This window comes from Flagellimonas sp., from assembly GCF_965233845.1.
In the GTDB taxonomy this organism is placed as follows: Bacteria; Bacteroidota; Bacteroidia; order Flavobacteriales; family Flavobacteriaceae; genus Flagellimonas.
Genome location: NZ_OZ247584.1, coordinates 4293688 through 4313033, shown reverse-complemented (window position 1 = coordinate 4313033; position 19346 = coordinate 4293688). Strand labels below are relative to the sequence as shown.

The following is a 19346-nucleotide window of genomic DNA, read 5'->3' as shown; positions in this document are numbered from 1 at the left end:
TGGTTAAATGGAAGATTCTTCCAGTTTTTCTACATATGTTTTGATGCCATTTTCATTCAGATGGACCACATCCCAGTCCCTTTTCACATCGGCGCCCTTGTTCTCATAAAAAGCGATGGCGGGATCGTTCCAGTCCAGCACCTCCCAAGATATTCTTTTGACGCCCAAACGATGTCCGTATTTCACCACCTCGTCCAAAAGGGCTGTCCCTAGACCACTTCCGCGCATTTCTTTGGACACTATTAAATCCTCTAAATGCACTATGGGTCCTTTCCAGGTTGAATATCTAGGGTATATAAGTGCAATACCCACAACCTTTTCCGCTTTCTCCGCCACAAAGCAATGGAACATTTTTTTGTCTCCAAATCCATCCCTTACCAATTCCTCTACGGTTACCTCAACCGCTTCAGGTTCTTTTTCAAACAATGCCAACTCTCGGATCAGTTCCAAGACTTGCACCATATCTTCTTGTCGAGCATCTCGAATTGAAAATCCCATATTGTTACAAATAAAACTCAAAGTTATAAATTTCTAAATCTTTGTGGTAGCGAAAACGATATAGTTTCACAAAATGCACGATATTTGCGCTCAAATAAAACAGTGCTGCAAATATGTCCAGTAAGAACAAAACCCTAGGTGAATTCATCATCGAAAACCAGACAGAGTTTAGGTATTCCACTGGGGAACTTTCCAAACTGATCAACGCCATCAGATTAGCTGCAAAAGTTGTCAATCACGAAGTTAACAAGGCCGGATTGGTAGACATTCTAGGAACTGCCGGTGATACCAATATTCAGGGAGAAAACCAACAAAAATTAGACGTTCTTGCCAATGAAAAGTTTATCCAGACTTTAAAAAACAGGGAGATTGTTTGCGGTATTGCTTCGGAAGAGGAAGATGATTTTATAAGCATCAATAGCCAGGATGAAAACCATCAGAACAAATATGTGGTGCTCATTGATCCCTTGGACGGGTCTTCCAATATTGATGTTAATGTTTCCGTCGGAACCATATTTTCCATTTATAGAAGGATAACCCCGGTTGGAACACCGGTTACCCTAGAGGATTTTCTTCAACCTGGCAAAAATCAAGTGGCTGCAGGATACATCATCTATGGGACATCCACTATGTTGGTATATACCACAGGGCACGGAGTCAATGGTTTTACGCTAAACCCTGCCATTGGCACTTTTTACCTGTCGCATCCCAATATGCAGTTCCCGGAAACAGGAAAAATCTACTCCGTAAATGAGGGAAACTACATCCACTTTCCGCAGGGTGTCAAAGATTATATCAAGTATTGCCAAAAAGAGGAGGGCGATAGACCCTATACCAGTCGATATATTGGTTCACTTGTTTCCGATTTTCATCGGAACATGATCAAAGGCGGCATTTATATGTATCCCAAGAGTAGTAAAGCGCACAAAGGCAAGTTGCGTTTGCTGTACGAATGCAACCCCATGGCATTTTTGGCAGAGCAGGCCAATGGAAAAGCCAGTGATGGTTTCCAACGAATTATGGAAATTAAGCCAACGGAATTACATGAAAGGGTCCCGTTTTTCTGCGGCAGTAGAAAAATGGTGGAAACGGCCGAGGAGTTTATGAAATCCTAAGCCTACTTGTTAAGTAGATACTGATAATCCTCAAAAGCTATTCTTCCAGTAAAAATAGCGATGGATTTTTCAATGATCTCTTCCGATTTTTTGGATGGGAAACCTAGGCCAACAGCGTATTTTTCAACCATTTTTCTTTCTACTTCATCAATTTCATGGTCGGAAAAAATGATTTGAAAAAAGTCGAACAAACGCATAAGTCTTTTTTCTCCGCTATGTGGGGTTTCAATAGGATATTTGTTCTCCTTTTTCATTACCTCCTTATACTCTGTATCCGAAATACCTAATTTAAAGGCAAACTTATCCAATAATGCCTTCTCATGGGGGTTTATTTCCCCATCAACGGCAGCCAAACTTGCCAAAGTGGCAAAATGGGCCAAATTTCTTCGTTGTTCTCCGTGCTCGTATAAGTCTAAAATGGGCATATCCTAAAATTTGTTCGGCAAATATAAATCTTAAACCAAGGACGGTAAAATTATCCCCGAAAGAAATTGTAATTTTCTTTCCGCTAGTCAATTTCACATCCAAATCCGCTGAAAAAATCCGAGCTTTTTCATATCGCCCAAGAATGGTTCCATCAACAAGGATGGAAACCTTTTGCGTTCCAGAAACAATCCTGGGAGGCTTTTTTGGATGGGAAGCACGGACTGCTGAACGCCCCCACAGGCAGTGGAAAAACCTACGCACTTTGGTTTCCTATTGTCTTGGATTATATCCGCAAAAATCCGAACTACAGGACCAAACACAAAAAAGGACTAAAGGCCATCTGGATCACCCCATTACGGGCACTCTCCCAAGAAATAAAACAATCTGCAGAGCGCATCACACAGGACTTGGGTACCCAGATGACCGTGGGAATCCGAACTGGAGACACCTCCGCTGCGGAAAGAGCCCGACAGAAAAAAAGCATGCCAGACCTGTTGATCACTACCCCTGAAAGTCTTCAACTCTTGCTTTCGGCCAAGGGCTACGACAAAGTCTTTAAAAATTGCGCTGCTGTGGTTGTGGATGAATGGCATGAGCTTTTAGGTTCCAAAAGAGGAGTTCAGATGGAATTGGGGCTTTCCCGCTTAAAAACCATCTGCAACGATTTACGCATATGGGGTATTTCGGCAACCATTGGTAACTTGGAACAGGCTAGGGAAGTTTTGCTGGGACCTACTAGTAAGGCCCTCTCCAATTCGGTATTGATCAAGGCCAACCTTAACAAAAAAATCACAGTAAAAAGTATCATTCCCAAAAAGATGGAAACTTTCCCGTGGCGCGGCCACTTGGGTCTTCATCTTTTGGAAGAGGTGGTCCCCATCATCAACAAGAGCAAAACCACATTGTTGTTCACCAATACCCGAGGGCAGTGCGAAATTTGGTTTCAGAAAATCCTGGAAAAACATCCCGAATATGCCGGGGAGATTGCCATGCACCACGGAAGCATAAACAAGGACACCCGGCTTTGGGTGGAACAGGCCATCCGAAATGAAAGTTTAAAAGCTGTGGTCTGCACTTCCAGTTTGGATTTAGGGGTGGACTTTGCTCCCGTGGAAACCGTGATCCAAATTGGAGGGCCAAAAGGTGTGGCCCGATTTTTGCAACGTGCAGGACGGAGCGGGCACAAACCCGGCAAAGAAAGCGTTATCTATTTTTTGCCCACCCATGCCATTGAGCTCATTGAAGCATCAGCTATGCAAAAGGCCGTTTTAAACGCTGCTGTGGAAGACCGGATTCCCTACTTGAACAGTTACGATGTATTGATACAATACCTAACCACCTTGGCCGTTTCCGACGGTTTTTATCCGGATGAGATTTACAAGGAGGTGAGGCAAACCTTTTGTTACCAAACCTTGACCGAAGAAATTTGGCAATGGTTATTGAACTTTTTAGTTATGGGAAGCCAGAGCCTAAAAAGCTATGACGAATATAAAAAAGTAGAGGTAGATGCAGACGGGAGGTTTAAGGTAAATAGCCTGGCCATAGCCCGAAGGCATAGGTTTCAAATAGGCACCATAGTTGGGGATGCAAGTTTGTCCGTTCGCTACCAAAAAGGGGGTTACATTGGCACCATCGAGGAATCTTTTATCTCCAAAATGAGTCCTGGGGATGTCTTTACGTTCGCGGGTCGGAATCTGGAGTTTATAAGAATCAAAGGCATGACTGCGCAAGTACGGAATTCTTCCAAGCGGAGCAATAAAATCCCGTCCTGGATGGGAGGTCGCCTTAGTTTCTCAGCTAAAATGTCCGAGTTGCTGCGGCAAGAATTGTATTCCGCAGAACTTCCGATTGCCGAGCAAGCCATAGAAATCAAATCGCTGGCATCCATGTTTGCCAAGCAACGCGAGGAAAGCATTGTGCCGCAACCCCATCAATTATTAATAGAGACGTTTAAGACCAATGATGGATACCATCACATCTTCTACCCTTTTGAAGGCCGCGCCATCCACGAGGGGATGAGCAGTTTGTTGGCCTATAGGATTAGCCTACTCTCCCCTATCACTTGCTCCTTGGCCTTCAACGATTACGGTTTTGAATTGCTCTCGGACAAGCCCATAGACATCCACGCGGTTTTGGACAATGATTTATTCACCCCGGAATACATGCTTTCCGATCTTCAGAAAAGTTTAAACTCCAATGAAATGGCACGACGGAAGTTCCGGGATATTGCCGTCATCAGTGGAATGGTGTTCACGGGTTATCCAGAGAAAGGCGTAAAAATGAAGCACCTGCAAAGCAGTTCGCAATTGCTTTTTGACGTGTTCAAGGATTTTGAGGACGATAATCTATTGTACCAACAAGCCTTTACTGAAACTTTTGAACACCAATTGGAAGAAGGCCGCCTGCGGTTGGCACTGGAGCGCATTGCCAAACAGGAAATCGTTTGGAAAAAGTGCCAAAACCCAACCCCGTTTTCCTTCCCTATAATTACCGATAGGCTCAGGGAAAAATTATCCAACGAAAAATTGGCGGATCGTATAAAGCGGATGACCCGTTTGCTTACGAAGTAGTCACTTCCCAAATTGTTATATTTACAAAAAGCTTGAAAATGACCGTTTCAGAACTTCAAAATGACATCATAGAAAAGTTGCTTACCATAAAAGACAAGACCACATTAAAACTTTTTAAGGAAATGGTTCATGCCCATACCTCGGGCAGTCTGTATCAAGTTTCCGAATCGGAAAGAAGTTTAATTTCCGAAAGTATTGAAGATTATAAAAAAGGAAGTGTCCTAACCTCAGATTCCGCTTTTAAAAGGACTGGGGAATGGTTAAAAGAATAGTTTGGACTTCAAGGGCATATGCTATTTTTTCACAAATCTTAGAATACTATGCCATACGGAACCAATCCAAAGTATATAGCAGGAAACTGCATCTGGAAATTCAGCAAATGATTGACTTGATAGCCAAATTTCCTTGGATGGGAATGAAAACCTCCTTCAAGGGAATCCATGTGCTCATAAAAGGACGTTACAAAATCTATTATGCGATTACTGCTGATGAAATTATCATCCACCTGGTTTGGGATACGCGTCAAAATCCAAAAAGTTTAAAATTGTAAAGGTGCAGTTACACATTAATATCAGGAACCAACAATTCTTCCTCCACCCCTTGGGCGGGATTTTTTGGAAGGAAAAATCCATGTTGTTGATCAGCGATGTGCATTTGGGCAAGGTGGCCCATTTTAGAAAGTTCGGTGCTGCCATACCCCGAAAGGCCATTCATAAAAACTATGTGCTTCTAGATCAAATTGTATCGGATTTTGAACCTTTCCAAATCTGTTTTTTGGGGGATCTGTTTCACTCCACCTTGAACAAGGAATGGGAACTTTTTGAAAACTGGGTGGCCAAAACACCTTCAGAGATTGTGTTGGTTGCAGGGAACCACGATATTATCTCACCCCATAAGTTCGAGAATCTGGGCATTCCCATTTTCCAAGAACTGATTATGGATGATTTTCTGTTGACCCATCACCCTGAAGAACGCGAGGGTTATTTTAATTTTTGTGGGCACATCCATCCAGCCATCAAACTTAAAGGGGGTGGCAGACAAACACTACGTTTGGCCTGCTATTTCAAAACTAAAAACCAACTTGTTTTTCCTGCTTTTGGGGCATTTACAGGCACCCATACCTTGAAACCCAAAAGAGGGGATAAGGTCTATGCCATAGTGGAAGATGAAGTGGTAAAGATTTAGATTTCTCGCTTATGCTCGAAATGACAACTTTCTACAAAACACAATTTGGGTAGCGAAGCATTGAGAAATCTCAGGTCCTGCATTGCCCATAAATCTTCTTCCCGCTATATTTGCAGCAAATTTGTTGGATTGACCAAATCGTCCATTTCCCAACTCTTTGAACAGTCTCCCCAACTAGGGAAACTGCGGGATGCTATTGCCTCCAAACAAGATACAACCCACCCCATAGCTGTTAAAGGTCTTACCGGTTCCGCACTTTCCTTTGTCATTTCCTCCACCTTCCAAGAAGCGGAGGTTCCTTTTCTGGTTTTGTTGAACGACAAGGAGGAAGCGGCCTATTACCTAAATGATCTGGAACAGTTGGTGGGCGAAAAAAATGTCCTATTTTATCCGGGCAGTTATCGAAGACCTTATCAAATTGAGGAAACGGACAATGCCAATGTGTTGCTTCGAGCTGAAGTGCTCAACCGAATCAACTCGCGCAAAAAACCAGCAATAATCGTTACCTATCCCGATGCCCTTTTCGAGAAGGTGGTCACCCGAAAAGAGCTGGACAAAAACACTTTAAAAATCAAGTTGGAGGATACACTGTCCCTTGACTTTTTGAACGAAGTTTTATTTGAATACCAGTTTCAACGGGTCGATTTTGTCACGGAGCCTGGGGAGTTTTCGGTACGCGGCGGGATTGTGGACGTGTTTTCCTTTTCACATGACGAGCCCTACCGTATTGAGTTTTTTGGGGACGAGGTAGACAGTATCCGAACCTTTGATGTGGAGACACAGCTGTCCACGGACAAGGTGAAACGAATTACCATTATTCCCAATGTTGAGAACAAATTTTTGCAGGAGACCCGGGAGAGCTTCCTAAAATATATTTCGCCCAAAACCGTCATCTTTTCCAAGAACCTGGATTTGGTCTACTCCCGAATCGATGCGTTTTTTGAAAAAGCAGAGGACAGCTTCAAGCAATTGAGTGAGGCAATCAAACATGCCCAACCGGCAGAGCTGTTTGTGACTTCGGATTTGTTAAGAGCGCAACTACAAGACTTTAAACTAATATCTCTTGATGGTGTCTCATCGAGTGCAGTCGAGATGGATCGGGCTATCTCTGTCCAATTTCTCGACTCCGCTGGAAAGGACAAACACATAATAACTTTCAACACCAAACCACAACCAGCTTTCAATAAAAAGTTTGACCTGTTGATTGCAAACCTTAATGAAAATCATCAGGCAGGTTTTACCAACTACATTTTCTGTTCCACGGAGCAGCAAGCCAAGCGATTCCATGATATTTTCCAGGATATAGAGGAAGAGGTTCACTACAAAACCTTAGTCTTCCCCATTTATCACGGTTTTGTGGATTCCGATCTTAAATTGGCATGTTATACGGATCACCAAATATTTGAACGATACCACAAGTTCCAGCTCAAAAATGGCTACGCAAAAAAACAGGCCATCACCCTAAAAGAGCTTAACAAATTGGAAATTGGGGATTACGTAACCCATATAGATCATGGTATCGGAAAATTTGGTGGGCTTCAAAAGATTGATGTTGAGGGCAAAAAACAAGAGGCCATAAAATTGGTCTACGGAGACCGTGACATATTGTATGTAAGTATTCACTCCCTGCACAAAATATCCAAGTTTAATGGCAAGGACGGTGCTGTGCCCAAAATTTACAAATTGGGCTCCGCCGCCTGGAAAAAATTAAAGCAAAAGACCAAAAGCAGGGTCAAGAAAATTGCTTTTGACCTCATCAAGGTCTATGCAAAACGCCGTTTGGAAAAAGGGTTTCAGTATGCCCCTGACAGTTATTTGCAACATGAACTGGAAGCCTCATTTATTTATGAGGACACTCCTGATCAGGAAAAGTCCACCCAAGATGTAAAAAGGGATATGGAAAGTGAGCGCCCCATGGATCGCTTGATTTGTGGTGATGTGGGCTTTGGAAAAACCGAAGTGGCCATACGGGCGGCTTTTAAGGCGGTGGACAATGGAAAGCAGGTTGCCGTTTTGGTTCCCACCACCATTTTGGCCTTCCAGCACAACAATACATTTAAAAAGCGATTTGGAGAACTTCCGTTGACCGTCGACTACCTGAATCGCTTTAGAACCGCCAAGGAAAAACGGGAAATCTTGGAGCGCTTGGCCCAAGGTAAAATCGATATCATCATAGGCACCCATCAGTTGGTGAACAAAAATGTGCAGTTCAAGGATTTGGGACTGCTCATTGTGGACGAAGAGCAAAAGTTTGGGGTGGCCGTAAAGGACAAGCTCAAATCCATTAAAGAAAATGTGGATGTGCTTACCCTTACCGCAACGCCCATTCCTAGAACCTTGCAATTCAGTTTGATGGCGGCTCGGGATTTGTCCGTAATCAATACACCTCCTCCCAACCGTTATCCCATTGAAAGTCGTGTTATCCAGTTTAACGAGGAGATTATTCGGGATGCGGTCTCTTATGAAATCCAACGTGGAGGGCAGGTGTTTTTTATCCATAATCGCATCGAAAACATTAAGGAGGTGGCCGGCATGATCCAGCGTTTGGTCCCAGATGCCAAAATTGGAATTGGACATGGGCAAATGGAAGGGAAAAAATTGGAGCAGCTGATGATGGCCTTTATGAACGGGGAATTTGATGTGCTGGTGTCCACCACCATTGTGGAGAGCGGCTTGGATGTGACCAATGCCAACACCATTTTTATCCATAACGCCAATAATTTTGGTCTGAGCGACCTTCACCAAATGAGGGGCCGTGTGGGAAGAAGCAATAAAAAGGCCTTCTGTTTCTTTATCACCCCGCCTTACGAGGTCATGACCCCAGATGCCCGAAAACGAATTGAAGCTTTGGAGCAGTTTACGGAATTGGGCAGTGGTTTCAACATTGCCATGAAGGATCTGGAGATTCGTGGGGCAGGAGATTTATTGGGTGGCGAGCAAAGCGGTTTTATCAACGAGATAGGTTTTGAGACCTATCAAAAAATATTGACCGAAGCCATTGAGGAGTTGAAGGAAAATGAATTCAAGGAACTGTACGAAGAAGTGGAAGGTGAAAAGCCCAAGACTTATGTGAAGGACACCCAATTGGACACCGATTTTGAACTCCTCTATCCAGACGATTATATCAATAACATCACGGAGCGGTTGAACTTGTACACCCAGCTGAACGAAGTTCAGGATGAGGAGGGACTTCAAAAATATGAAGCGGAGCTCGTAGACCGTTTTGGGGAACTGCCCTCTCAAGCCGTTGATCTTTTGAACTCTGTTAGAATCAAGTGGATCGCCAATACCATTGGACTGGAAAAAGTGGTGTTGAAGAAAGGCAAATTCTTAGGGTATTTTATTGCCGACCAACAATCCGATTTTTACCAAAGTCCCGCTTTTACCCAAGTGTTGCAGTACGTACAGTCCAACCCAAGAAGTTGCCAACTCAAGGAAAAACAAACCCGTAATGGCCTAAGGTTGTTATTGGTTTTTGATGGGATCAATTCTGTGGAAAAAGCCCTTGGGGCCCTAGAGTCTTTTCAACTCGAGGCAATTACAAGATAAATCTATCAGCTTCGGTACAATATGACACCAAAAAAGACATTTTTCAACTGGAGTTCAGGCAAGGATTCGGCCCTAGCCTTATACCATTTACAGCAGCAAGAAGAATATACGGTGGATCGGTTGTTGACCACCGTCAATTCGCACTACGATAGGGTTTCCATGCATGGTTTGCCCCGCCCCGTTCTGGAAGCGCAAACTGCTGCCATTGATATTCCGTTGGATATTGTTGAAGTTCCAGAAAAGCCCTCCATGGAAACCTACAATGAGCTCATGACCCAAAAAATGCAACAAATGGTTGCTGATGGGTATACACACGCGGCTTTTGGAGACATCTTTCTGGAGGATTTAAAAGTCTACCGGGAAAAAATGCTAGCCACCCAGGGCATTCAAGCTGTGTTTCCCATTTGGAAAAGGGACACGCGGGAACTGTACATGGAATTTTTGGAAAAGGGCTTTAGAACGGTGATTGTGTGCATCAACAACGACCTACTGGAGGAATCCTTTTTGGGAGCCGAATTGTCTTTGGATTTACTGGAGCAGTTCCCCAAAAATGTGGATCCCTGTGGAGAGAATGGGGAGTTCCATACGTTTTGCTTTGACGGCCCCATCTTTAATCATCCCATCTCATTCGAAATTGGGGAAAAGGTGTTTCGAACCTATGACAACCCATCCGATACATCCAATCCTATTCAGTTTGGCTTCTGTGATATCCTACTCCAATGATTTGTAGACCAACTTCACAAATTCCCCTATTTTTTGAGGCTCCAACCATCGGGTTACCATTAAAAGCCCGTTTTGCTGATCTATAACGATAAAATTACCCCCAAATCCAGCGGCGTAGAAGACATGTTCCGGCACACCCTCCCAATGTCTGGCTCCCTTTTGGTTCAGCCACCACATATAGCCATAGTTCACATTGGGAACTGAAGGACGGGTTGCCATTTTTATCCAATCCTGGCTGATCAGTTGTTCATTCTTCCATTTACCTTGGTTCTGGAATACCAATCCAAATCGAGCCATATCCTCGGCACTAATGAATATTCCCGCTCCTGAATGTCCTCCCCCGGTCACGGATTGCATTTTAATCCCATCTATCGTGGTCCAAGCATGGTCATAGCCATACCACCTCCAGGTGGTGCTTGCACCAATCTTGTCCATCAGATTTTCTTTTAGGACCATGGGCAGGGGTTTGCGCCAAACCTGGGTCAGGGAATACGCCAGAACGTTTACCCGTACATCGTTATACTCCATCACGGTTCCGGGCTCATTCAATTTTCTAAACCTCCAATCGTCCAAACCACCCTCTCTTGGGGGTCTATCTGCCCAGTCCTTTAGTCCCCAAAGCTCGCCAGACCAATCTGAATTTTGCTGCAGCAGATGCTCCCAATTGACCTTGCCGTTGTGCTCGCCATCAAAAGTACCATCCCAAACGTAGCGTCCCACCTTGTCGGTGACGTTCGAAATCAATCCCTTGTCCAAAGCCAAACCTGCCATGGTAGACAAAAAACTTTTGGTAACACTAAAGGTCATGTCCACACGCTTGGTATCTCCCCAAGCGGCCAAAAGATATCCATTTTTTAAGATCATCCCTGCCGGGCCGCCCCGCTCCTTGGTCGGACCCAAAATATCATGGAAAGGTTCTCGCTCAAAACCCTTTAAAATGGCCTGTTTTAAATCTCTGGAACCTGAGTATTCATTGTTTTCTGCAAATTCAACCGCGGTCTTCAATTTTGCTTGATCAATTTTAAACTGGTTTTCTATTGCTCCCTTCCAAGTTGCATTACGATCGGGAAAATAAATTTCCTGTCCATGGGAGGTAAACGATAAAACTAAAAGAAGGGCGGTCAGTAGGGTAAATGTTCTTTTCATTTTCACTAGTCGATTTTGGGAAATCAAGTTAGTGATTGCAATGCTAATCCAGAAGTCCTGCAGTGAAATTAAAAACGCTTTTTTAGCAGTAGTTCGCCATCCTTTCCAAAATATTTCCAAGTGCCCACCTGCTGGTCCTTTCTATACCTGCCCGTGATTTTTTCCGTTCCATGGGAATAAAACGCCTTGTACTGCCCATGTTTCATTCCGTCCTTAAGGTCTACTTCAAACCTAATTTGGCCATTGCTGTATTTTTTGGAGAAGGTCTTTGCATTTAAATCCGAAGGATATATGGGTTTTAAATCGAAGACTGCTTCGGTGATTTTCCGATCAACGGGAATTTGAATCTTGGGTTTGGGTTTTTCGGTTTTTGGAAGTACTTCAACATCTTGATAATTGACCACCAACCTGCTTTCAAAAAGGTCATCCTCGGGCGTTAATTGGAATCCGGCCTTGGGAAAACACAGGATAAAATTCTTGTTTTTGTGCAGGCTGTTTTTGGTCTTGGTATCTGCCATGATCTTCATATTCTCATAAAGCAGGGACACATCGCTATAGATAAACAAACTTGAAGTCCTATGAAACTTTTTGTTGAATTGTTGGAATTCCTCCGAGTTGTTCAATGTACTCCCATCCTTAAAATCATCAATCAATGCCTTTAAGGTGTTGGGATTGTTGCTAAAGACCACATAGTCGTCCACCTGGGTAAAATAGGGTTTATCAAATTCCTTGAACCTATTCCCCAGTAAAATCTTGAAGAATCCCTTAATGGACAGGAACTTTATCTCAAGACCTTTGTATTCAATGGTCTTGAATTTTACGGGGGTCTTCTTTTTGATTTGTTTGAGTACAAAATCCAAATGGGTTTTGGCCATCCCTGCATCCGTTGTTTTCAGCACCAAAGCCATTTCATTTTCCACCTCGGAAATTCTTGATTTGATCTGAAGCAGGGCAATCTCCTCCCCAATCCAGCTTACAAAATTTTCCTTGACATCAATTTTAAGGAACTTTTCCACTTTTTGAATCCCTTCCTTATAGGACTCAAACTGTTCGGGATCATCTTGCTGAACAGCTTCAAAATTTTTATAGAATTCACCAAAACTGTCAAAGCCATAACTGATGTAAAGTGCCGTTCTTTTTGGTGCGATGCTCGGTATCGTTCTCTCCGCGGTTCCAGATTGTTGTAGGGCAGTCAAATAGTTTAAATGGGTAGGACTAATGTTGGTAAAGCCGTTTGCGGTTATGGTTCCTCCATTGTCCAAATCAAAATGAAAGCCGGAAAACAGCAAGTTCTTACTGGCCCGTGCGATCCAATCATTGGCCTGGTCCGAGAACCGTCCGTAGTAGTCATCCAAAAAATCATATTGCAGGTACAGGCGAAAAAGGTCCTCATAACCCACCCTTGTATTGACCTCCAAAAAATCAAGATTGCGTCCCAAAAACGGTTCTTGATACTGATCTATGGAAGCCTCCACCAAAGTATGGGTATACGACGCCACCAACTGGTTCTTGATAAAGGCCAGATACATAGTCTCCTTGTTCTTGCGATCATATATCTCCAAGATCTCATGATCATGGTATACCCGCTTGCTCATGGTGTAGTTTTCATTGAGCAAGGTGTTTAGGTAGGTCTTTAGCAGTTTGAGTTTGGCAATTCGCTTAAGGTCCAGCACATAAAAAATGCCATAGTCCTTTTTGCTGATCATGTGAATGGAGATAAACAGGGATCTCCCATCAAAAAACTCAAACAACCTATGGTTGTCATTGAAAACCGTATCTACTTTTTGGATGTTCTCAGTAAGCTGGGCAAAGTAATCGTTCTTCTGAAGATGCCTCCACGTTTTACTTTCACTAACCTTGGCCCAACTCTCAACCGGTTTGTCAGATTCAATGACGAACACGGCATCCTTCGGAATCAAATAAATAGACTGCAGGTTGGTCTTGGGGGAAAGTATAAAAATGTAGGCGAGATAACACAGATAGATGACCAGAAGGGTCAACAAACCGAAAAGAATCCTTTTTTTGGCCATACTTCCAAAAGTGTCTTTCCTAAAAACGGGAGAACCAAGAATTTAGTTTACAACACACTTTCAATTTGCCTCTTGATTCCTAAATCATTTATTTTTGAGACCAAATTGCAGTATCCAATGAATCTACTCAAAAAGCTACTCAAGGGAATAGGTATTGTTTTGATCTTGTTTCTCGTGTTTATCCTGATTTCCTTATTCGTTGATAGTCGTAGGACTTCATATCTCGAGATAAGCGCGCATCCAGATTTGGAAACCAATAGCTATCTGATCAAAAATGTCAATGTGGTTCCAATGACCAAGGACACTGTACTGAAGGGAAAAAGTGTGCTTGTAGAAAACGGACGAATTAAGCAGATCGCTGATCAAATCCCATCGAATGGATTGGAAGAAATTGATGCAGCAAACGGATTTCTATCCCCCGGATTGGTGGACATGCACGTGCATATTTGGGACCGATATGATTTAGGGGTTTATCTGGCCAATGGAGTAACCACCGTTAGAAACTTAAGGGGCTTTCCCATGCATCTTCGGATAAAGGAGGATATTGCAGAAGGCAAAATTGTATCGCCCCAACTTTTCACTTCAGGGCCCATTTTAACAGGCCCTTATGATCCAGGGGATGAAAAAATCCAAGTACAGGATCCGCAAATGGCCAGGGAATTGGTAAGGGAACACAAAGCCAAGGGATACGATTGCATTAAGACGTATGCCGGTATGCCCTTGAACATTTTTAATGCGGTTTTGGAACAGGCGGAAGCTTCCCAAATGGAGGTTGTAGTGCATCCCAGTTTTGATGTACCCTATGGCAATAATTTCCAACCGCAAATAGCCACGGTGGAACATGCCGAGGATATTGTTCAACAAGCTTTGTCCTATGAATTGGACACTACCATTCTAAAAAGTGTGATTGCACAATATGGGGCAGGTCGACAAACACTTAGTCCAACCCTTACCGGATATTCCAAAATTCTGGAGATGCTGCAAGATGATGACATCTTGAATTCGGAGCAAGCGGCTTATATCAGTCCTTTGGTAAAAAAGGTGGATAGTGAAGCGCAGCTGGAACGATGGACTTCAGAAAAAGAGACCGATCCGAATATTGTTGAACGCATTCAAGAACAGCATGATTTTCATTTACACATTGTAAATGAGCTTAACCGAATAGGTGTCAACATTGTTAGTGGTACGGACGCTGGGATAGGTATAACAGCGCCAGGGTTTTCCATCCATGAGGAACTGGCTTTTTATTTGGAGGCAGGAATGACCAACTATGGTGCCTTGAAGACAGCTACCATCAACCCCTCCAAAGTACATGATAAATTGTACAACATTGGAACCATTCAAGAAGGCAAAAAGGCCAACTTCATACTCACCGACCAAAACCCGTTGGACAATCTGAAAGTTCTAAAAAATCCGAAATGGGTGATGGTGGACGGTCGCAAGTTAGAGCCCGAACTCATGGAACAGTTCAAAAGCAAGGCCAAAAACCGAAAAGGGTTGGTGGCCACCGCGCTTCGTTGGGTGGAGTATCTTATGGTGGAAAAATAGCCCTAAAGACTCTTCAAATCCTTTATGGTTTTAAAGGCCACATCCACTTGGTCCTCATTGACCAAAATGGTGAACTCGTTGGTTGTGGAAATTACTTCGTAAAGGACAATCCCCTCCCATGCCAAACGCTGGAAAATGAAATAGTAGATTCCCGGCACCGATACTTTCTCAGCCGGAAGTTTAACGGTAATAGAGGATAAGTTTTCAGCCTTCTGGGTACAGCGTTCGTGCTTAAAATATTTTTCCACAACTCCATCCATGAGGCTACTGATCACAATATTGATTTCGTTAACTCCCCTAGAAGAAGTATAAAAAACGTCTTGGTTTGCATGGACCTCTTCCAAGAGTTTGGCCTGTTGTCCAAGAATGGTTTCAGACGCCAGAAAAGTGTAATCCGTTAGGGACGATCTAACCGTAATCTCACCGATATTTTTTAGCACCTTTACAATTCGGTGCGTGGCCCTAAACTCCAAATCGTCGGACAGACGTTTTAGTGCCATGACGATGGCTCCATCCTTTACATCCTTGCCTAGGGCATCAGATATTTCCGGTTTAATTTGTCGTGATAAAGAAGTTAGATTGATAATACCCTGTGCCAAGGCACTTTGTAAAAAGGGCTTTTTTTTAATGTAGTGCTCAACTACTGCGGAGATGGTTTTCATTTTGCCTGGTTTGAGACAAAACTAACATATTGTTATAAATAAAACAAATGGTTAGAAAAAATAGAAAGCATTTTTAACATGTTTTAAATTTATATCCCCTTTTTTTTGGATTATGGTGATCAAATCGAATCTAACCTCCTCTTTTATGTCATTTTTCTGAACATAGTAATCCGCTGCCATTGTCAACAAGGCAATCTTTTTTTTACTTAGCGTTTGGGAAATTTCTTCGACAAAACCTTCCGTTCTGGACTTCACTTCAACAATGACCAGAAAATCATCCTTTCTGGCAATGATATCAACCTCCGCCTTCAGATACCGATAGTTTTTTTCGCAAATCTCAAAGCCCTGATCAAGCAAATAATCCACGGCCAACTGCTCTCCACGTCTCCCAAATTCATTGTGTTTTGCCATCAATTTTGAAAAATATTAAAAAATATGTGCAGTTCATCGAAAAATTTGGTAGTTCACAGTGAAAACAGCGTTTAGATTGTAATTTGTTGGCTCAACTGAACCACACCCAACGTTAGCTAAACATATAGTTGCCCCAAAACTATGGACCTATTTAACGCCGAACATTGCTATGGAGTACTTTATCAATTGTAATTCCTCAACTTTGGCGCTGTACACTACTCCATTGGATGAGTTGCGTGCGGCCCATTTGTACCGAAGACTGGGTTTTAGTGCCTCGGTGCAAACGATCAACGCTGCTGTTGGCCAAACGGCGGACACTCTGGTAGACACCTTAGTGGATCAAGCCCTGGCCACCCCACCAATAGCTCCGCCCACTTGGGCTGACTGGACCAATGCCGACTACCCAGCAGACGATGATCTTGCTGGTCAAATGCGCAGGGCGCAGCGCGAAGAATTTGCCACCGCATATGGAAACGCGATGTTGGACAATAATCTCAGGGATAGACTCAGTTTCTTTTGGCATAATCACTTTGTCACTGAGATAGACGTCTACAACTGTAATTCCTTCCTATATTATTATATAGAAAATTTACAGCGAAATGCCTTAGGCAACTTTAGGACATTCGTTAGCGAAATTGGGCTTACCTCAGCCATGCTGTACTACCTGGACGGTGTACGTAACAGAGGTAACAACCCCAATGAAAATTACGCCAGGGAACTCTACGAGTTGTTTACCCTAGGGGAGGGAAACAACTACACGGAAGAGGATATCATTGAAACTTCCAAAGCTATTTCCGGATATACCAATGATGGTGAGGAAGGATGTACCCAGGTGACATTTGACCCCGCGGATTTTAATACAGAAAATAAAACCATTTTTGGTCAAACAGGTAATTGGAATTATGATGATGTCATCAACATTCTATTTACCGAAAGATCCAACGAAATTGCCTGGTTTATCTGTAAAAAGCTATATGAGTTCTTTGTCCATCCAGATTCGGATGACGATGCAGGTAATGCCCAAGCCATTATTAATGGTATGGCAGCAACCTTTACTGCCAATAATTTTGAAATAGCCCCCGTGCTCAGGCAATTGTTCAAAAGTCAGCACTTTTTTGATGAAGATGCGATAGGGGTCATCATTAAAAGTCCGTTTGATCTTTATATGCACTTGGTCAAGGAAACCGGTTTTGCTTATGACGACAGTACGGTAATCAATATTGTTGATGCAGCTGGTTTGATTGGTCAAACCATGTTTGATCCCTTTGATGTTGCTGGATGGCAGCGTGACAGACAATGGATCAACACCAACTTTATTATTGGCCGTTGGTTGACCACAGAGGTGTTCTTGGAGCGATTCTTCCAAGACAATCCAGAACAATTCCGGGATTTTGCCTTGGCACTAACAGGAAATGACGGGCTAACCAGCAATAACCCAGATGTTATTGCCAGGCCAATCATTGATAAACTGCTTCCCAAAGGGTTGCTTACCGATGCTGAATACGAGAAAGCCTACATTGCTTTCAGAAGTGATGTAGACGAAACGTATTACGAGGGCGGAGCTACTCCAACATGGACTTTGGCCGTATGGCCTACTGCTCCATCACAGGTGTACCTCCTGCTAAGACATTTGTCAAGAGAACCCGAATTTCAACTAAAATAACCCCTACCCCATGTGCGATAATCATCACAATCACGATACATCACCCTATAAAGGCCTAGAACATGAAGGCCATGATCAAGAACACAAAACATGGAGCAGGCGTTCCTTTATCCAAGCTTTGGGTATTGCCGGTTCAGGATCCATGTTTTTGGGAAGTAACCTCGTATCCGCTTCAGCACCTTCTCCATTTACGTCGGCCATTGCCGATGCAGAAACCGACAACATATTAATTTTAATAAGACTGTCTGGAGGTAACGATGGACTAAGTACGGTTATTCCCATCCAACAATATGATACTTATGCTAACGCAAGACCTAACATTTACATCCCAGAAAGTAAGGTCCTAAAACTTACCGATGACTTTGGCGTACCCACCTACATGAGCTCACTGGAGCCCATGTGGGGCGATGGCCAGTTCAAGGCCGTTCACGGCGTAGGGTACGAAAACCAAAGTCTGTCCCATTTCACAGGTTCCGACATTTATGCCAATACCGATTTGACCACTACCGGATTCTCCGGATTGAACACGGGTTGGATGGGTAGGCATTTTGAAGAATGTTATCCCAACTATTTGATCGATCCGCCACCGGCCCCGGCTGCTATTCAAATTGGAAACTTGTCCAATTTGGTGTTCCAGGGAGAGGAGACCAACTACGCTTTTGTGACCAACAACATTGATCAGTTGGAGGAAATTGCAGAAACTGGTTTGTTCTACGATTTGGAAACTGCTCCCTTTGGCGACTGTATGTATGGCGATCAGTTAAGGTTCCTCAGAGGTGTGGCCAACACTACCTACGAATACGCAGGCAAGATCCATGAAGCCTACGAAAGAGGTCAGAATCAGGTTGAATATCAGGACAACGGTTTTGCCAGACAATTGGCATTACTGGCCCGATTGATCAAAGGGAATTTGGGAACCAAGGTGTATATGATCTCCATGGGAGGTTTTGACACCCATGGTAACCAGCCTTTGGCCCATGAGCGATTGATGACGAATCTTTCCATAGCCGTCAACAATTTCTATGAAGATTTGGCTTTTACCCAACAGGATGACAAGGTACTGAGTATGACCTTCTCCGAATTTGGTCGTAGGATCTTTGAAAATGGTTCCAATGGAACCGACCACGGTAAGGCCGCTCCAACCCTTTTCTTTGGTTCAGGATTAAATGGGAGTGCCTTTGTGGGTGACCATCCAGCCCTGGATAGCCCAAATAGTCGAGGTAATTTGGAATACACCATGGATTTCAGGGATTTATACGCCACTGTTTTGGCAGAATGGCTCTGTGTCCCTATCCCATTAGTGGAACAACATTTGTTGGATCATCCGTACAATCCCATTAACCTTGGGTTCAATTGTAGTGGGGTTGATTTCCCTGACATCGTATACAATGATGACCCGCCAACGCTTCCGGATACTCCTCCAAGCCCAGATGGTTCGGATCCAGATCCAGATGCACTGGCCCGTATTGTACACAAACCGTATTATCCAACAGACCGCACACCACATATCCATTTGGAAATGCCAGTTGCCGCGCACGTGGATATTCAGTTGTACAACATCCTGGGTCAAAACGTGGGAACGGTTTTCAATGAAATGATGTTGGAAGGCTCAGCCGAAATCAACATTCGGGAGCGCATGCGTGATAGCCTGGCCACAGGAAAATACATTTACCAAATCAGGGTAGGTGAAGAAAAATTAAGTAAGTCTGTAATGATCATGTAAGACCGGTTGTAACATTTAATTTCCAGAATCCTCCGATAGTGTAACCCTCACCCCAATTAGGTTGCACAATTCGGAGGTTTCCTTTTTTACGGCAATC

16 protein-coding genes are annotated in these 19346 nt (G+C 43.4%); 10 read left to right on the top strand and 6 right to left on the bottom strand.

The genetic code is table 11. The annotated features are described in order from the left end of the window. Positions 1-3: 3 nt before the first annotated feature. Entirely contained in the window at positions 4-498 is a 495-nt protein-coding gene (locus ACO6S0_RS19330) for a GNAT family N-acetyltransferase (protein ID WP_422349916.1), read from the bottom strand. A 113-nt stretch (positions 499-611) separates the two neighbouring features. Here ACO6S0_RS19330 and fbp point away from each other — a divergent pair, with 113 nt between their 5' ends. Continuing rightward, positions 612-1613, top strand: coding sequence for a class 1 fructose-bisphosphatase (gene fbp, locus ACO6S0_RS19325; RefSeq protein ID WP_422349915.1), 1002 nt, complete (start codon positions 612-614; stop codon positions 1611-1613). Between the two features lie 2 nt (positions 1614-1615). Here fbp and ACO6S0_RS19320 read toward each other — a convergent pair whose 3' ends face one another. Further along, a complete protein-coding gene (locus tag ACO6S0_RS19320) occupies positions 1616-2038 on the bottom strand; it encodes a TerB family tellurite resistance protein (RefSeq protein ID WP_422349914.1) in 423 nt (140 codons plus the stop codon). Positions 2039-2146: 108 nt separating this feature from the next. On the opposite strand from ACO6S0_RS19320, the gene ACO6S0_RS19315 reads away from it, so the two are divergent. From ACO6S0_RS19315 to ACO6S0_RS19290, 6 genes are all read left to right on the top strand, one after another. Beyond that, positions 2147-4609, top strand: coding sequence for a ligase-associated DNA damage response DEXH box helicase (locus ACO6S0_RS19315; RefSeq protein WP_422351853.1), 2463 nt, complete (start codon positions 2147-2149; stop codon positions 4607-4609). A gap of 38 nt (positions 4610-4647) precedes the next feature. Next, positions 4648-4881, top strand: a complete 234-nt coding sequence (locus ACO6S0_RS19310; protein WP_422349913.1) for a hypothetical protein — start codon at positions 4648-4650, stop codon at positions 4879-4881. After that, positions 4866-5159 (top strand): type II toxin-antitoxin system RelE/ParE family toxin, encoded by a 294-nt coding sequence (locus tag ACO6S0_RS19305; protein ID WP_422349912.1) that lies wholly within the window; start codon positions 4866-4868, stop codon positions 5157-5159. The genes ACO6S0_RS19310 and ACO6S0_RS19305 overlap by 16 nt, the downstream gene beginning before the upstream one ends. 2 nt (positions 5160-5161) lie before the next feature. Further along, positions 5162-5794, top strand: a complete 633-nt coding sequence (gene pdeM / locus ACO6S0_RS19300; RefSeq protein WP_422349911.1) for a ligase-associated DNA damage response endonuclease PdeM — start codon at positions 5162-5164, stop codon at positions 5792-5794. A gap of 129 nt (positions 5795-5923) precedes the next feature. Continuing rightward, entirely contained in the window at positions 5924-9343 is a 3420-nt protein-coding gene (mfd, locus tag ACO6S0_RS19295; protein ID WP_422351852.1) for a transcription-repair coupling factor, read from the top strand. 21 nt (positions 9344-9364) lie between these two features. Then, positions 9365-10066 carry an ATP-binding protein gene (locus ACO6S0_RS19290; RefSeq protein WP_422349910.1) on the top strand — a complete coding sequence of 234 codons (702 nt, stop codon included), beginning with the start codon at positions 9365-9367 and terminating at the stop codon, positions 10064-10066. Here the strand turns inward: ACO6S0_RS19290 and ACO6S0_RS19285 are convergent. Continuing rightward, a complete protein-coding gene (locus ACO6S0_RS19285; RefSeq protein WP_422349909.1) occupies positions 10055-11212 on the bottom strand; it encodes a serine hydrolase domain-containing protein in 1158 nt (385 codons plus the stop codon). The genes ACO6S0_RS19290 and ACO6S0_RS19285 overlap by 12 nt on opposite strands. Positions 11213-11280: 68 nt before the next feature. Further along, positions 11281-13242, bottom strand: coding sequence for a DUF3352 domain-containing protein (locus ACO6S0_RS19280; RefSeq protein ID WP_422349908.1), 1962 nt, complete (start codon positions 13240-13242; stop codon positions 11281-11283). Positions 13243-13359: 117 nt separating this feature from the next. Between ACO6S0_RS19280 and ACO6S0_RS19275 the strand changes: the two genes are divergently transcribed. Then, positions 13360-14790: an amidohydrolase family protein gene (locus ACO6S0_RS19275; RefSeq protein ID WP_422349907.1), complete on the top strand. Its 1431-nt coding sequence runs from the start codon at positions 13360-13362 to the stop codon at positions 14788-14790. Positions 14791-14792: 2 nt separating this feature from the next. On the opposite strand, the gene ACO6S0_RS19270 is transcribed toward ACO6S0_RS19275, so the two are convergent. Beyond that, on the bottom strand, positions 14793-15452 hold the full coding sequence (locus ACO6S0_RS19270) for an aspartate kinase (RefSeq protein WP_422349906.1): 660 nt from the start codon (positions 15450-15452) through the stop codon (positions 14793-14795). Between the two features lie 51 nt (positions 15453-15503). Beyond that, positions 15504-15863 (bottom strand): YraN family protein, encoded by a 360-nt coding sequence (locus ACO6S0_RS19265; RefSeq protein WP_422349905.1) that lies wholly within the window; start codon positions 15861-15863, stop codon positions 15504-15506. Positions 15864-16032: 169 nt separating this feature from the next. Between ACO6S0_RS19265 and ACO6S0_RS19260 the strand changes: the two genes are divergently transcribed. Together ACO6S0_RS19260 and ACO6S0_RS19255 are read left to right on the top strand one after the other, a co-directional pair. Further along, a complete protein-coding gene (locus ACO6S0_RS19260) occupies positions 16033-17526 on the top strand; it encodes a DUF1800 domain-containing protein (protein WP_422349904.1) in 1494 nt (497 codons plus the stop codon). Between the two features lie 10 nt (positions 17527-17536). Further along, positions 17537-19249, top strand: a complete 1713-nt coding sequence (locus ACO6S0_RS19255) for a DUF1501 domain-containing protein (protein WP_422349903.1) — start codon at positions 17537-17539, stop codon at positions 19247-19249. Positions 19250-19346 lie beyond the last annotated feature (97 nt).